Origin of the sequence: Klebsiella sp. LY, assembly GCF_004010915.1 — a bacterium.
GTDB classification, from domain to species: domain Bacteria; phylum Pseudomonadota; class Gammaproteobacteria; order Enterobacterales; family Enterobacteriaceae; genus Klebsiella; species Klebsiella quasipneumoniae.
The window spans coordinates 1,895,565-1,911,314 of the sequence record NZ_CP022444.1; the positions used below are offsets into that span (position 1 = coordinate 1,895,565).

18 protein-coding genes are annotated in these 15,750 nt (G+C 56.1%); 9 read left to right on the top strand and 9 right to left on the bottom strand.

What is annotated here, in order from left to right:
• The first annotated feature begins 11 nt into the window (after positions 1–11).
• From mdcC to CE636_RS12150, 9 genes are all read left to right on the top strand, one after another.
• Entirely contained in the window at positions 12–344 is a 333-nt protein-coding gene (mdcC, locus tag CE636_RS12110; RefSeq protein ID WP_017899902.1) for a malonate decarboxylase acyl carrier protein, read from the top strand.
• Positions 337–1,266, top strand: coding sequence for a biotin-independent malonate decarboxylase subunit beta (locus tag CE636_RS12115; protein ID WP_017899903.1), 930 nt, complete (start codon positions 337–339; stop codon positions 1,264–1,266). The genes mdcC and CE636_RS12115 overlap by 8 nt, the downstream gene beginning before the upstream one ends.
• Entirely contained in the window at positions 1,266–2,147 is an 882-nt protein-coding gene (gene mdcE, locus CE636_RS12120; RefSeq protein WP_017899904.1) for a biotin-independent malonate decarboxylase subunit gamma, read from the top strand. Before CE636_RS12115 ends, mdcE begins: the two co-directional genes overlap by 1 nt.
• A 16-nt stretch (positions 2,148–2,163) precedes the next feature.
• Complete coding sequence (locus CE636_RS12125; protein ID WP_017899905.1) at positions 2,164–3,267, top strand: hypothetical protein; 1,104 nt, start codon at positions 2,164–2,166, stop codon at positions 3,265–3,267.
• Positions 3,264–3,968 (top strand): malonate decarboxylase holo-[acyl-carrier-protein] synthase, encoded by a 705-nt coding sequence (mdcG, locus tag CE636_RS12130; RefSeq protein ID WP_017899906.1) that lies wholly within the window; start codon positions 3,264–3,266, stop codon positions 3,966–3,968. The genes CE636_RS12125 and mdcG overlap by 4 nt, the downstream gene beginning before the upstream one ends.
• A 1-nt stretch (position 3,969) precedes the next feature.
• Complete coding sequence (locus tag CE636_RS12135; protein ID WP_017899907.1) at positions 3,970–4,188, top strand: acetyl-CoA carboxylase biotin carboxyl carrier protein subunit; 219 nt, start codon at positions 3,970–3,972, stop codon at positions 4,186–4,188.
• 246 nt (positions 4,189–4,434) lie between these two features.
• On the top strand, positions 4,435–4,815 hold the full coding sequence (gene madL, locus CE636_RS12140) for a malonate transporter subunit MadL (protein WP_025999210.1): 381 nt from the start codon (positions 4,435–4,437) through the stop codon (positions 4,813–4,815).
• A gap of 19 nt (positions 4,816–4,834) precedes the next feature.
• Complete coding sequence (gene madM, locus CE636_RS12145; RefSeq protein ID WP_017899909.1) at positions 4,835–5,605, top strand: malonate transporter subunit MadM; 771 nt, start codon at positions 4,835–4,837, stop codon at positions 5,603–5,605.
• Positions 5,606–5,649: 44 nt separating this feature from the next.
• Entirely contained in the window at positions 5,650–6,081 is a 432-nt protein-coding gene (locus CE636_RS12150) for a HutP family protein (RefSeq protein ID WP_017899910.1), read from the top strand.
• Here the strand turns inward: CE636_RS12150 and CE636_RS12155 are convergent.
• The 9 genes from CE636_RS12155 to rbfA form a co-directional block, all read right to left on the bottom strand.
• The gene (locus CE636_RS12155) at positions 6,044–6,985 is read right to left on the bottom strand and encodes a LysR family transcriptional regulator (protein ID WP_017899911.1); all 942 of its coding nucleotides are present in this window, start codon (positions 6,983–6,985) and stop codon (positions 6,044–6,046) included. The two genes, CE636_RS12150 and CE636_RS12155, sit on opposite strands and share 38 nt — an antisense overlap.
• Positions 6,986–7,086: 101 nt before the next feature.
• Entirely contained in the window at positions 7,087–8,331 is a 1,245-nt protein-coding gene (gene mtr / locus CE636_RS12160; protein WP_017899912.1) for a tryptophan permease, read from the bottom strand.
• 143 nt (positions 8,332–8,474) lie between these two features.
• Positions 8,475–10,406 (bottom strand): ATP-dependent RNA helicase DeaD, encoded by a 1,932-nt coding sequence (gene deaD / locus CE636_RS12165; RefSeq protein ID WP_004206168.1) that lies wholly within the window; start codon positions 10,404–10,406, stop codon positions 8,475–8,477.
• Positions 10,399–10,479 carry a protein YrbN gene (gene yrbN / locus CE636_RS12170; protein ID WP_085955485.1) on the bottom strand — a complete coding sequence of 27 codons (81 nt, stop codon included), beginning with the start codon at positions 10,477–10,479 and terminating at the stop codon, positions 10,399–10,401. Before yrbN ends, deaD begins: the two co-directional genes overlap by 8 nt.
• Positions 10,480–10,583: 104 nt before the next feature.
• A complete protein-coding gene (nlpI, locus tag CE636_RS12175) occupies positions 10,584–11,468 on the bottom strand; it encodes a lipoprotein NlpI (RefSeq protein WP_004206169.1) in 885 nt (294 codons plus the stop codon).
• 108 nt (positions 11,469–11,576) lie between these two features.
• Positions 11,577–13,712 carry a polyribonucleotide nucleotidyltransferase gene (pnp, locus tag CE636_RS12180; protein ID WP_004206170.1) on the bottom strand — a complete coding sequence of 712 codons (2,136 nt, stop codon included), beginning with the start codon at positions 13,710–13,712 and terminating at the stop codon, positions 11,577–11,579.
• Between the two features lie 242 nt (positions 13,713–13,954).
• On the bottom strand, positions 13,955–14,224 hold the full coding sequence (gene rpsO / locus CE636_RS12190) for a 30S ribosomal protein S15 (protein WP_002918244.1): 270 nt from the start codon (positions 14,222–14,224) through the stop codon (positions 13,955–13,957).
• Between the two features lie 148 nt (positions 14,225–14,372).
• A complete protein-coding gene (gene truB, locus CE636_RS12195; RefSeq protein ID WP_017899913.1) occupies positions 14,373–15,317 on the bottom strand; it encodes a tRNA pseudouridine(55) synthase TruB in 945 nt (314 codons plus the stop codon).
• Positions 15,317–15,718, bottom strand: coding sequence for a 30S ribosome-binding factor RbfA (rbfA, locus tag CE636_RS12200; RefSeq protein ID WP_002918248.1), 402 nt, complete (start codon positions 15,716–15,718; stop codon positions 15,317–15,319). Before rbfA ends, truB begins: the two co-directional genes overlap by 1 nt.
• Positions 15,719–15,750: the final 32 nt, after the last annotated feature.

The following is a 15,750-nucleotide window of genomic DNA, read 5'->3' on the forward strand; positions in this document are numbered from 1 at the left end:
GGGAAAAGGACATGGCTCTACATCAAATATCACATCATTTCAGCGGCACCCGCGAAAGAGCATCTCTGCCGCAAACCGTGCACTGCGGCGTGGTAGGCTCTGGCGATCTGGAGGTCCTGCTGGAGCCGAAAGCGCTGGCGGGCGGTATCGAAGTCACTATATCCACGCCGGTGACCGGTTTCGATCATATCTGGGAGATTGTGCTGAAACGGTTTCTGGAAAATGGACCGCTGGGCAACATGCAGGTCAGCATCAATGACAATAACGCCACGCCGGCGGTAGTGGCTTTACGAATTCAGCAAGCGTTACAGCAGGCTATGCCGGGAGAAACCCATCATGAATGATCTGCGTTTTCTGGAAGCCAGCGCCCGGGTTCGCGCCAGTTCGCTGGTGGATAAAGGCACCTTTACTGAACTGATCGGCCCGGCGGCCAAACGAACCAGCCCGCACCTGCCCGTGCTCAATGAGGCGGTTGAATTTGACGACGGTATCGTCACCGGTATCGGCCTGTTGGGCCAGCACCCGGCCATCGTCATCTCCCAGGAGGGGCGCTTTATCGGGGGGGCAGTGGGTGAAGTGGGCGGCGCCAAGATGGTCGGCGCGCTGATGCTGGCGGACGAACTGGCGGCGCAGACCACCGACCCTGCCCGCCGCCCGATCGTCCTCATCTCCTTTGAAACCGGCGGCGTGCGTCTGCATGAGGCTAACGCCGGACTGCTGGCCCACGCCGAGTGCATGGACATGCTGCAAACCCTGCGCGGTCGCGTACCGGTGGTGGCAATGATTGGCAGCAAGATCGGCTGCTTTGGCGGGATGGGGTTTGTCGCTGCCGCTACCGACGTCATCGTGATGAGCGAATCGGGCCGCCTGGGGCTGACCGGGCCTGAGGTCATCGAACAGGAGATGGGCCGCAGCGAGTTCGACGCTTCTGACCGCGCGCTGGTGTTCCGCACCACCGGCGGTAAGCACAAGTATATCGTCGGCGACTGCAACTATCTGATTGCCGACTCGCTGGCAGCCTTCCACCAGCAGGCCGCGCTGATTGCCGACCTGCCCTGGCCGCAGATTGAAGCCATGCGCCGCATCGGCAGCGAAGCAAAAGTACGCGCCCAGATGGCGCTCACGCAAAAAATCAGCGAGTCAGAGCCATCAGATGCGCGGGATGTCTGGGCGATGGCGGGCAATACCGCGCCCCAGTCTTTGGTGGATATGGATCTCGACACGTTCCTGAGCAACGTTAAACGCCTGCCGGTGGAGGAAGCATAATGGAAAATTTACTCGGCCAGGGCCGCGCCGCTATCGATTTGATTGTTGACGAAAACAGCTTCGAAGAAAACGCGCTGGCGGATCTCGAGCTGCCTTATGAGGATTACGGACCAGGGGCCGTCATCGGCAGCGCCCGCATTAGCGGTGAAGTCTGCACCGTTATTGCTAACGACGCCATGACCTTTAACCCGCGTTTTCCGGTGGTCTACGCCGGGGTTATCGGGCTGGAAGAGGGCTACAAAATGGCGCTGGCGGTCTATCGCACGCTGGCCATGGATAAAGACAAGCCCGTCGGCGAGAAACGTCCGCTGGTGCTGATCGTCGACACTCCCGGCAACGGGCCGGGCAAGCTGGAAGAGATCATCGGCATGAATAAAGCCACCGGTGCCTATCAGCTGGCACTGGCTGAGGCGCGCCATGCCGGGCACCCGATTATCGCGATGGTTATCGGTCGCGCCATTAGCGGCGCGTTTCTCTGCCACGGTTTACAGGCCGATCATATCCTGAGCCTGACGTCGGAATTTGGCACCATGATCCACGTTATGCCGCTGAGCAGTATCGCGCGTATTACCCGCCAGGACGTGGAGCGTCTGAGCGAACTTTCCCGAACCAATCCGGTCTTCGCGGCCGGGCCGGAGTTCTTCTGGCAACTGGGCGGGGTGGAAGCGCTGATCCAGGCGATCCCGGAGATGAAAGGGACGATCGTTCGCCATATCGCAGAAGTGCGCCAGCAGAAACAGGCGGCTGGCGTCACGGCGACAGGTCCGCAGGGGCGTGGGATCGCAGGCGAAGCGCGCGGCGGCAGAAAAATGCGCAACGTGATTCTGGCGCAGATGCGCGAGGAGTATCGGGCGGTCGCGGCGCGGTATCAACCGGCCTGATTCTGGAGTTCGCGCTATGAACGATCCCATCGCCACACTCGAATGGCTGGTTGACGCCCAGCAGGGTATCCCCACGCTGACGGAGATGCCGCGCCGCACGCTGAGCGATAAAGGCATCGCTGGCCCCACGGCGGCTCACGTTATCGAGGAGATCCATACGCCGTTGAATCTGGCGCTGGTTACCTTTACCACCGGCAGCAGCGCATTTCAAAACATCGTCGGCGTAACGCAGAACGAACTGCCGTTGCGTATCGCGGCGGGTAGGCGTGTGCTGGCGGAATGCGGTGTAACCGCAGGGCAGCATATGGTGGTGACCTACGCGCCGCTGGTGAATGTGTTCACGCGTCAGGCGCTGGACGAGAGCGGTCTGCACTGGTCTTTTTTATCCCGCTCCTGCCGGGACGCGCTGCTGATTGCCCTGTGTCGCCAGCAGCCGGATGTGGTGGTGGGAGAGTCCTCATTTTTACGCGCCACGCTCGAACAGGCGCTAAAGATGAATCTGCAGGCGTATTTACCCAAAACGCTGATGCTGATTACCGCAGGCACGCCCCTTGATGAAGCGCTGGTTCCGCTGTGCGCTTCGCTGGGTTATGGACTGCATGATGTCTACGGTTGCCAGGAATTCGGCTGGCTGATCCTGGACGGCCTTCCGCTGCGGGAAGATATTTCGCTGGTCGCCGCGCCGCAGGGCGGTGACTGGCGGGAAGTTATCGTTGGCGGCCTGCCGACCGGCGACAGCTTTCCCGTGGCGACCAACGGCCATCTGTGTAATGCGCAGGGCAAAATCCAGACCTGGAAGCGTCAGCGCACCACGCCGGAATATGACATGGTGGTGATGGCGACTACCGCCCATCACCGGGAAATTATCGAGCGGACGGCACGGACGATTTTACGTATCAAGGGGCGTGTTTGCCGGGTCAGCGCGCAGTTACAAACCCAGGCCAGCGCCACCCATATCCGCCTCTACCCCGTTACGGTTCCTGGGGAGGAAGCGGCAAAAACCGCGCCGGTCGATGTTATCGGTCCGCAGGCCACCGCGCAGTTTGACGCCCTGCTGGCGGCGCAGCGAGATCTACAGCAACAGGCGAAAAACGATCCGGCATGGAGCAAGCAGCGATGAGTGCCTTGCAACGCCATACTCTGTGCTGGCTGGACAGCGCTGAGCTGCGGCTGATTGCGAGGCAGTTGAACGGCGCGTTTAGCGCCCTCCCCGCCTCATGGCGGGAAGAGGCGCGGGACTATCTGCTCTCCGGATATCTCCCCGGCATTGTGCGCAGAGGCATTCGTGATGAAGTGAGTATTTCCCTGGGATTTTGCTTTCCGCAGCGCTGGCAAGGGCAGCGTTTACGGCTGGCGACGGTGGCTTCATTACAGGCCGTCACGCGCGTGTCAACGCCGGAGCAAACGGCCACCCTGCCTGCCGTCAGCCGTACCAGCGCGATACGTGCCTTTAGCGCCCTGCGTCAGGCCTGGCGCGGACCGGAAACCGGGCTCGGCGTATGGGGGTCGGTGGCGCTCGAGATGGCGACGCCCTGGCTATGGACGGACAGTCGCTCCGATTTAGATATCCGCATTACGCCCTGGCACGAAATGGCGTTAAGCGATTGTTACTCATTTCTGACTGATATTGCTCAGCAATATTCAGTGCGTATTGATGGGGAAATTAACTTACCCAACGGTTTTTCTATCAATATCCAGGAATGGTTTAGCGGGAGTCTGACCCTGCTGGCTAAAGGTGAGACCGATGTCGAATTAATGACGCGACATGATGTCGCCGGGTTAATAAAACATCTTTCAATGAAATATATTAAAGGAAATTAATATGTCTGAAGTTAAATCAAAAGTACCGGGTGTGGTCGATGAAGTTAAAGCTGCAGTGGGCGACAAAATTGAAAAGGGCCAGCCGGTTGTGATCCTGGAAGCCATGAAAATGAAAATGCCTGTCGCCTCGCCGGAGGCTGGCGTATTAAAGTCACTGGCGGTGAACGCAGGCGATCGCGTAAACCCAGGCATGGTCTTATTTGAAATTGCCGCTGAGTAGACCGTCACGTTTTTAATACTAAATAAATAGTGCGGCATTCCTTTGTGATATAACCATTATGCCTGAGTCATATCAGCGATAAACATTTCGCTGATATGACAGGCAGAGTGTGTACGTATAAATTGACTGTTGACTGTCCGCATCATAAAAACAGACTGTGCTAAAAGCCCTTGTCTTACTTTATTGTCATTTCCCGGTTCGGGTAGCCTCTTATGCTTTTAGTGTGGTTATAGAAAGAGAAACATCATGATTATTTACGGATTGATGTTAATGGGATTATGCATGTTCGCCGGGTTAATTGTCGGCGATCTTTTGGGCTTGCTGCTTGGAATTTCCGCCAATATCGGCGGCGTCGGCTTTGCCATGCTGTTTTTAGTCGTTATTTCCCAGAAGCTGACGGATAAGGGGCTGTTGTCTAAACCTGCCGAACAGGGGGTTGGATTCTGGAACGCGATGTATATCCCTATTGTTGTCGCCATGTCCGCGAACCAGAACGTTGTGGCCGCGCTCAAAGGAGGCCCGGTGGCGCTTATTGCTGGCCTTGGCGCAGTGGTGATTGGTTTTCTGCTGATTAAACCACTGAGCAAAATCGGCAACAAAAGTACGATGGCACGTTCAGCAGACTAACCGGTGGAGAGTATAAAGAATGGAACAATTCACAAAGATTCTTACCAGTAACTTCACCAGCAATGCCCTGGTCACCGCTTTTGTGGTGGTTGGTATTGTCTGCTGGGTTGCGGCCTGGCTTTCAACCCACGTCTTTCGCGGTAAAATTCACAGTTCGGCGATCGCCATTGCCGCGGGTCTGCTGCTGGCCTGGCTAGGCGGCGAACTCACCGGCGGCAAAAAAGGGCTTTCCGACATCACTCTTTTTAGCGGTATTGCGCTGATGGGTGGCGGCATGTTCCGTGATTTTGCCATTATCGCCACCGCCTTTGGCGTGAAGCTTGAGGAGCTGAAAAAAGCGGGCCTCGCGGGCGCGCTGGCGCTGGTCGTCTCTACCGTGCTCTCCTTCTACCTGGGAGCGATTGTTGCCTGGGCCTTCGGCTATACCGATGCGGTCAGCATGGCGACTATCGGCGGCGGCGCAGTGACCTTTATTGTCGGCCCGGTTACCGGCGCGGCGCTTGGCGCAAGCTCGGATGTTATCGCGCTCAGTATCGCTGCCGGAGTGATAAAATCTATCGCCATCATGATTGTTACGCCGCTGGTGGCCAAACCCGCCGGACTGAACTCTCCCGCTGCAGCCATTGTCTACGGCGGGCTAATGGGTTCCACCAGCGGCGTGGCGGCAGGGCTGGCGGCGACTGACCCGAAACTTGTCCCTTATGGCGCAATGACAGCCACCTTCTATACCGGCCTGGGCTGTCTGCTGGCACCCTCTGCGCTCTATCTCTCTTTATCCCCGTTCTTTTAACCGCATGCGCCTGTTGTTTTATGCAACAGGCGCCAGGGAGACTTATGGATTCATTTCATCGTATGAAGCCCGGGCAAATTGCGATGCAGGCCTCTCTGTGCACGCAGGAGGAAGAGGAGATTTTTCGGCAAAAGCTACTGGCCGATAAACCCGAACACCGAATCGGCTTTGCGTTTATCAGCGGCACCCCTGATGAACTGCGAAACAAACTTCAGCGCTCCGTCATCGGCTGTGCGTTGAAGAATCAAATCATCACCAGGCAGGAATCGGCCATTTTCACCTTATGCTCACTCAGCCGCCAGGCGCTGACCCACGCGTTAACGAATACTATCAGCGATGATCATATCCGCATGAAAATTGCCTTAGTCAGCACCCCCCGGTGGCTCGCCGTCGCCATGTACGGCGAAGCCCAGGTTTATCAGCGGATTACCCAGGAAATCATGGGGCTTTCTCTACATCGTTATTCTCCAGCATAAGCTGCCTGGCATACATACGGCATTCTGCGAGAAGAGATAGCAGTCCTGGATGATTTTCCTGGCTACGGGGAAAAACAAGCGATATCTCCTGCTCCATACGAAAGGCCTCCTGCAAAGGCAACAGGCGTATACCGCTACGAAAAAGCCCACGCATGCGCCCGGGAATAAGCGTGTAACCCACTCCGGCATTCACCATGCTCATTAACGAAAAAATATCATGCACCCGAAGCGCAATGTCAGGTTCAAATCCAGCGATACGAAACGCTTGCTGGAAACCTCTCCAGGTGGCGAACCCCTCACTCAGGGCGATAAACTTTTTACTCTGTAGCAGGGAGAGGTCAACGGGTACTGATAGAGTATCCGCATCCTGTACGGGAACCGCTAAATAAATGGAATCAGAAAATATCGTCCAGGTTTCAAATAAATGAGAATTATATTCATCGGGCGTTGAAATTAATGCTGCATCAATACTTCCTGCATTTAAAGCTTCTAATAAAACCTTATTAGAATTCATAATAAATTCTATAGAAAGTTCCGGGCGACGATTTTTCAACCCCTGAACAATCTGCGGCGCCGTTTTCAGCACCAGTGAATAGAGCAGACCTAAGCGTAATGCCGGAGAGTGATATCCTGAAGCTTCTCGCGTCATGTAAACACAGCGTTCCATGGCATCCATCACTTCTTTGGCATGCTTTTGCATCACCCAGGCCGCGGGACATGGTTGTAAATTTCGGCCATTATGCGTAAACAGAGCACAGCGTAGATTATCTTCCAGAGAATGAATGGCGCGGTGTACACTGACCGGAGATATTTTCATATTCTCTGCTGCCTTAGAAATATTCATGGTTTCCATATATCCAAGGAAAATTTCCAGTTTACGCAAAGTGATGTCTTGCTCAGGCATATAAACATCCCCTTATTTAAAATGACCTTACCTGATAATAAGAGAATGCTGGGGAATATATATTGAGCCAGATCGGTAATTCTGGCTCAGGTAGATTAAAATTACTGGTAAACCGGCAGCAGATTAACGCTCGACAGAATGTGTACAACCGCATTGCCAAGGCCAAACAGTAGGATCAGCACAATCATCGGTGTTCCGCCCCATACGCGGAACTGTGGGCTGCCGAAGCGTTTACGCGAGGCGCGAGCCAGCAGCGCCGGTACAATCGCCGCCCAGATCGTCGCCGCCAGGCCGGCATAGCCGATGGCGTAGAGGAAGCCATCGGGTTTCACCAGCCCGCCCATCATCGGCGGAATAAAGGTCAGCAGCGCAGTTTTAAAGCGCCCCAGCGCGCTGTCGTCAAAACCAAACAGATCCGCCAGGTAGTCGAACAGCCCCAGCGTGACGCCAAGGAACGAGCTGGCGACGGCAAAGTTAGAGAACACCACCAGCAGCAGATCCAGGCTCCGGCTGTTCAGCACCCCGCTCAGGGCCTGCACCAGCACATCAATGTTGCCGCCCTTCTGCGCGATGTCGACAAACTGCGGACGCGGGATATTGCCCATCGTCACCAGCAGCCAGACCACGTACAGACCCAGCGCCAGCAGCGTACCGTAGGTTAAGCAGCGGATAATGGTGCGTGGATCTTTGCCGTAGTATTTCATCAGGCTCGGCACATTGCCGTGGTAGCCAAACGAGGCCAGGCAGAACGGCAGCGTCATTAGCAGATATGGCGCATAGGAGGCGTTCTTTTCCGCAACGTTAAACAGCGTCGTCGGCTCGACGTGCCCCAGCAGACTGCCAAAGGTCAGGAAGAAAGTGATCACCTTGGCGCCGAGCACAATAGCCGTCATGCGGCTCACCGCCCTGGTGCTCATCCAGACGATAAATGCCACCAGCAGCGCAAAGCCAAAACCCGCCGCCCGCGCCGGCACGTTCAGCGACATCTCGCTAAACGTATGATGTAGTATCGAGCCGCTGGCTGAAATATAGGCGTAGGTCAGGATATACAGCACAAAGGCGATCGACACGCCGTTGACCAGGTTCCAGCCCTTGCCGAGCAGGTCTTTGGTAATGGTGTCGAAGCTGGAGCCGATCCGGTAGTTAAGGTTGGCCTCGAGGATCATCAGACCGGAGTGCAGCATGCAGAACCAGGTGAAAACCAGCGCCGCCAGCGACCAGAAAAACCACGCGCCGGACATCACCACCGGCAGCGAGAACATACCCGCGCCGATAATCGTGCCGCCGATGATCACCACGCCGCCAAACAGGGACGGACGGGTTGCCGTAGTGGTTAGTGTCGCCATTTACCGAAATCTCCAGTCAAAAATACTTTCCCACGATGGGTGCGAAGCACTGTACCAGTACACGAGTACAAAAGAAATAAAAAAAGCCCCAATCATGACGATCGGGGCTGTATTATTTAGTTTACGCTAGCGGGCTACGTTAATTATGCATCGCCACCGAAGCGACGGCGACCGGCAGAGTCATCGCGGCGCGGCGCGGATGCATCATCACGACGCGGCGCACGGCCTTCACGACGTTCGCCGCTGAAACGACGACCATCACCACGACCACCTTCACGACGCTCGCCACCGAAGCCACGACCGCCTTCACGACGCTCACCGCCGAAGCTACGACCACCTTCACGACGTTCACCACCGCCACGACGTTCGGTGCGCGGCTGCGCATCGCCCAGCAGCTGCATGTTCATCGGCTTGTTCAGGATGCGGGTACGAGTAAAGTGCTGCAGCACTTCGCCCGGCATCCCTTTCGGCAGTTCGATGGTGGAGTGAGAAGCGAACAGCTTGATGTTACCGATGTAGCGGCTGCTGATATCGCCTTCATTAGCGATCGCGCCAACGATATGACGCACTTCAACACCGTCATCGCGACCCACTTCAATGCGATACAGTTCCATATCGCCTACGTCACGACGCTCACGCTTCGGACGATCTTCGCGATCGCCACGCGGAGCGCGATCGTTGCGGTCGCCACGACGCTCGAAGCGATCGTCACGGTCACGGAACTCACGACGCGGACGCATCGGCGCATCCGGCGGCACGATCAGCGAGCGTTCGCCCTGGGCCATTTTCAGCAGCGCGGCAGCCAGCGTTTCCACGTCCAGCTCTTCGCCTTCCGCCGTCGGCTGGATTTTCGCCAGCAGCGCACGGTACTGGTCCAGATCGCTGCTTTCCAGCTGCTGCTGGACTTTCGCGGCGAATTTTTCCAGACGACGTTTGCTCAGCAGCTCTGCGTTCGGCAACTCCACTTCCGGGATGGTCAGCTTCATCGTACGTTCGATGTTGCGCAGCAGACGACGTTCACGGTTCTCAACGAACAGCAACGCGCGGCCCGCGCGGCCCGCACGACCGGTACGACCGATACGGTGAACGTAGGATTCAGAATCCATCGGGATGTCGTAGTTCACCACCAGGCTGATACGTTCAACGTCCAGACCACGGGCTGCCACGTCAGTCGCAATCAGGATATCCAGACGACCGTCTTTCAGACGCTCCAGGGTCTGCTCACGCAGCGCCTGGTTCATGTCGCCGTTCAGCGCCGCGCTGTTGTAGCCGTTACGCTCCAGCGCTTCAGCCACTTCCAGGGTCGCGTTTTTGGTACGGACGAAGATAATCGCCGCATCAAAATCTTCCGCTTCCAGGAAACGCACCAGCGCTTCGTTTTTACGCATACCGTAGGCAGTCCAGTAGCTCTGGCTGATGTCCGGACGAGTGGTCACGCTGGACTGAATACGCACTTCCTGCGGCTCTTTCATAAAGCGGCGGGTAATGCGACGGATCGCTTCCGGCATGGTGGCGGAGAACAGCGCGGTCTGATGCCCTTCCGGGATCTGCGCCATAATGGTTTCTACGTCTTCGATAAAGCCCATGCGCAACATTTCATCTGCTTCATCCAGTACCAGACCGCTCAGTTTAGAGAGGTCCAGGGTGCCGCGCTTCAGGTGGTCCAGCAGACGACCCGGGGTACCGACAACGATCTGCGGACCCTGACGCAGGGCGCGCAACTGCACGTCATAACGCTGGCCGCCGTACAGGGCAACCACGTTTACGCCGCGCATATGTTTAGAGAATTCCGTCATTGCTTCAGCAACCTGTACCGCCAGCTCGCGGGTCGGCGCCAGCACCAGGATCTGTGGTGCTCTCAGCTCAGGATCGATGTTGTTCAGCAGCGGTAAAGAAAACGCTGCGGTTTTACCGCTACCGGTCTGGGCCATACCCAGAACGTCGCGGCCGTCCAGCAGATGCGGAATGCACTCAGCCTGGATCGGAGATGGTTTTTCGTAACCCAGATCGTTAAGCGCTTCAAGGATAGGAGCCTTCAGGCCCAGATCTGCAAAAGTGGTTTCGAATTCAGCCATGTAGTACGTGTGCCTCAAAATTAATGGCGGCCAGTCTACATAACTCATCGTGAAAATTTACGATAATTTTCATTGAAAAGTGTGAACCGGCTCAAAGTAGGTGTATTAACGAACAACAACGCCCTCACCCGCGAAGGTGATGGCAAGCAAAAAACTATGGGCTGATGTGTTCGTCAGCTATTGCTGGTCCGATTCTGCCAGGTCATCTTGCTCCTGGCCCAAGAGCGATAATTCCAACAATGCGTATCGGTGCTCAACGTAGTTATGTACGTTGTTGGCGACCGCCAGTTTGAACAGTGCCGTAGCGCTGTCCTTGTCCCCCAGACTTAGGTAGTACTTACCTAAATAGAAGTTGGTTTCACTGAGATGCTCAGCGAGCGAGGTGTTATCCGTTGCGTCTGCCTTCAGACGAGTCATCAGCTCTTTTTCGCTAATGTCGCCAAGGTAGAACTCGACAATGTTCCATCCCCATTGCTCTTTGTCCGACTTGTCTAAGCGCTCTCTGAGTGCTTCAAGCGCCCGCTTCTCGTCGAGTTTACGCTCGGCGATATAAAGCCACAGGCTACGGAAAGGATCATTGGGATCGTCTTGATAAAACGCCAGCAGATCATCTTGCGCTAACTTAGCCCGGCCGCCGTAATACAGGGCGATACCGCGGTTCAAGTGCGCGTAGTTGTAAGTTGGATCAAGCTCAAGTACAGAATCAAACGCTTCATAGGCAGCATCAAAATTGCCTGCCTGCGTTAAGTAAATACCTAAGTAATTGAATACTTCAGGCATATCGGGTCGGATTGCCAGCGCTTGTGAAAAATCATTTCGCGCTAATGCCCTCAGACCGAGACTATCATACAACACTCCGCGCTCATATAAAAGCTGTGCGCGTTCGTCATCGGATAAAGCCCGACTGGCAAGAATTTGTTCCATACGTGCCAGAATCACTTCTTGCTGTAAAGTCGGTTGCAATGGTACTGCGAGGACGGCGTCCTTACGCCAGGCGGTGCTACTGCATCCTGCCAGCGTGAGAGCTGTCGCCACGAAACACCAGCGCAAAAAAGGCTTCATTTCCCACTCCCGAAGACAACGATTGGATGAACGTCCTGTTCCCCGGCTGCAAACGAGGCGTCCTGCCCGTAAAACGCCCTCCGCAAAAGCGGAGGGCTAACGGCAACCTTACTCGCCCTGCTCGGCAGCCGGAACTTCCGGCGCTGCGGCAGACGGAGTCTGTTCAGTTGCTTCTTTGATGCTCAGACGGACACGGCCCTGGCGGTCAACTTCCAGAACCTTAACCGGCACTTCCTGACCCATCTGCAGGTAGTCAGTCACTTTCTCAACGCGCTTGTCAGCGATCTGCGAGATGTGAACCAGACCTTCTTTACCGCCGCCGATGGCAACGAACGCGCCAAAGTCAACGATACGGGTCACTTTACCATTGTAGATACGGCCAACTTCGATCTCAGCGGTGATCTCTTCGATACGACGGATAGCATGCTGTGCTTTGTCGCCGTCAGTCGCTGCGATCTTCACGGTACCGTCATCTTCGATTTCGATGGTGGTACCGGTCTCTTCGGTCAGGGCACGGATAACAGAACCGCCTTTACCGATAACGTCTTTGATCTTGTCCGGGTTGATCTTGATGGTATGGATACGCGGTGCGAATTCAGAGATATCGCCGCGCGGCGCGTTAATCGCCTGCTCCATCACGCCCAGGATGTGCAGACGCGCACCTTTAGCCTGGTTCAATGCAACCTGCATGATTTCTTTGGTGATACCTTCAATTTTGATATCCATCTGCAGCGCAGAGATACCGTCGCGGGAGCCCGCTACTTTGAAGTCCATATCGCCAAGGTGGTCTTCGTCACCGAGGATGTCAGACAGCACGACGAAGTTGTCGCCTTCTTTCACCAGGCCCATGGCGATACCCGCCACGGCGGCTTTCACCGGCACACCAGCGTCCATCAGCGCCAGAGAGGCACCGCAGACGGAAGCCATGGAAGAAGAGCCGTTGGATTCGGTGATTTCAGACACCACGCGTACGGTGTACGGGAATTCTTCGATAGTCGGCATCACGGCCAGAACGCCGCGCTTAGCCAGACGACCGTGACCGATTTCACGACGCTTCGGAGACCCCACCATGCCAGTTTCACCTACGGAGTACGGAGGGAAGTTGTAGTGGAACAGGAAGGAGTCGGTACGCTCGCCCATCAGTTCATCGATATTCTGCGCATCGCGTGCGGTACCCAGCGTCGCGGTAACCAGCGCCTGCGTTTCGCCACGGGTGAACAGTGCGGAACCGTGAGTACGCGGCAGAACGCCGGTACGAACGTCCAGACCACGGATCATATCTTTTTCGCGACCATCGATACGCGGCTCACCGGCCAGCACGCGGCTACGAACCACGTTTTTCTCGATAGCGTGCAGAATTTCACCCAGTTCGTTAGCGTCCAGGGTTTCATCTTCTGCAACCAGCGTAGCGATGGTTTCAGATTTGATCACATCAACCTGAGCGTAACGCTCTTGTTTGTCGGTGATACGGTAAGCATCGCTCAGGCGGGATTCAGCCAGCGCAGCAACGCGCGCGTTCAGCGCTTCGTTGACGGCTTCCGGCTGCCAGTCCCAACGTGGTTTACCGGCTTCTTTCACCAGGTCGTTGATGTTCTGGATCACAATCTGCTGCTGCTCGTGGCCAAAGACCACCGCGCCCAGCATCTGGTCTTCGCTCAGCAGTTCCGCTTCGGATTCCACCATCAGTACGGCCGCTTCGGTACCGGCCACCACCAGATCCAGTTTGCTGGACTTCAGCTCTTCCTGGGTCGGGTTCAGTACGTACTGGTCGTTGATGTAACCCACGCGCGCGGCGCCGATTGGGCCATTGAACGGAATACCAGACAGGGACAGCGCTGCGGAAGCGCCGATCATCGCGACGATATCCGGGTTAACCTGCGGGTTAACGGAAACAACAGTGGCGATAACCTGTACTTCGTTAACAAAGCCTTCCGGGAACAGCGGGCGAACCGGGCGGTCAATCAGACGCGCGATCAGGGTTTCGCCTTCGCTTGGGCGGCCTTCACGACGGAAGAAACCACCCGGGATTTTACCGGCAGCGTAGGTGCGCTCCTGGTAGTTAACCGTCAGCGGGAAAAAGTCCTGGCCTGGCTTCGCTTTTTTCTGGCCCACAACGGTCACGAATACCGCAGTGTCATCCATGCTAACCATCACAGCGGCCGTTGCCTGGCGCGCCATCATGCCGGTTTCCAGGGTCACGGTATGCTGGCCGTACTGGAATTTACGAACGATCGGATTAAGCAAAATTCTATCCTTTTTATCTATAAATCACGCCATATCCACGACATAGCGTCTATTGACCCGATCCTCTGCATCCTCGCGACTAATGACAACCTTTACCCGCCCCTGCGGATGAAGCCTCTCATTAGCCGCGCGAACCTCTGCATGAAGATCATTACTAGCAACAATACATGAGTTTTGAATGAATTGCTGCCGCCCGGTCGAAAAAAGGGGCCGTCAGGCCCCTTTTTCTGAAACTCGCAGAATTAGCGACGCAGACCCAGACGCTCGATCAGCGCGGAGTAACGTGCAACATCTTTACGTTTCAGGTAGTCGAGCAGTTTACGACGCTGAGAAACCATGCGCAGCAGACCACGACGGCTGTGGTGATCTTTTTTGTGCTCTGCAAAGTGGCCCTGCAGGTGGTTGATCTGTGCTGTCAGCAGTGCAACCTGAACTTCGGTAGAACCGCTGTCGTTTTCGCCACGACCAAACTCAGAAACGATTTTTGCTTTAGCTTCAACGCTTAGAGACATTTTAGAACTCCAGAAATTAAAAGAAAGAAAGGGTGCCGATCTCTAATTCAGCGACCCCTGATGCAACGCCCGAAAATGTTAAAACACTTTAGCGGACGTTAAGCGGCGATATTCTACTCGTAGCAGGCTTTTATCGCAAGAAAAGCGCTTACGCCGGGTATTCCACCACCAGACGACGCGGCGCCACGCGGCCTTCATCGTCAATTTCGCCCATGCCGAGAAACTTGCCGGATTCGCTTTCCATCACCCGTACCAGCCCGTTAAGCGGCGCGCCTGACTGACGTACCGGGTTGCCGTTTTTAAAGTAGACCGCGGAGGTCTCCGGGATGGTCACCAGCGGATAGTCCGAGGCCGGGCTGTCCATGGGCATCAGCAGCGGATCGAGCAGCTGCGCGGCAGGAATATCCTGCGCCGCCGCCTGATCGACCAGCGCCTGCAGCTGCTCGAGGGTTACCATCCGCTCAACCGGGTATTTGCTCACCGCCAGGCGACGCAGGAAAATCACGTGCGCGCCGCAGCCGAGCTTCTCACCTAAATCATCGATAATCGTCCGGATGTAGGTGCCTTTCGAGCAGTGGATCTCCAGCTCCAGCTCATCGCCTTCGTGGCGGATAAACAGCAGCTCATAGACGGTAATCGGCCGGGATTCCCGCGGAACGTCAATCCCCTGACGGGCATACTCGTACAGCTTCTTGCCCTGATATTTCAGCGCCGAGTACATCGACGGCACCTGCTGCGTCTCGCCGCGGAAGCTGTCCAGCGCCGCCGCCAGCTGTTCGTCGCTAAAGGTCAGCGGGCGCTCTTCCACCACCTGACCGTCGGCATCGGAGGTATCGGTGCGCTGGCCAAGTTTGGCGATCACGCGGTAGCGCTTATCGGAATCCAGCAGGTATTGGGAAAACTTGGTCGCTTCGCCAAGGCAGATCGGCAGCATGCCGGTCGCCAGCGGATCCAGCGCGCCGGTGTGTCCGGCGCGGTTGGCGTTATATATACGCTTTACTTTCTGCAGCACATCGTTGCTGGAGGCGCCCTGAGGCTTATCCAGCAGCAATACGCCGTGCACGTCGCGGCCGCGACGACGAGGACGACTCATCAGTCCTCCTTGCTGTCGTCCGGGTTCACACGACGCTCATCGTCGTGTTTCACCACGCTGGTGACCAGGTTGGACATGCGCATCCCTTCCACCAGTGAGTTGTCGTAGAAGAAGGTCAGCTCCGGCACGATGCGCAGGCGCATCGCTTTCCCCAGCAGAGAGCGGATAAAGCCAGAGGCTTCCTGCAGCGCTTTGATGCCCGCTTTCACCGCGGCTTCATCTTTGTCGTTGAGGAAGGTGACATACACCTTGGCGTAGGCCAGGTCACGGGACATTTCCACACCGGAAACGGTGGTCATCATGCCCAGACGCGGGTCTTTGATTTCACGCTGCAGGATAATCGCAATCTCTTTTTGCATCTCCTGGGCCACGCGCTGCGGGCGACCAAATTCTTTCGCCATAATAAATTCTCCAGAATAAAGACAAAAAAGGG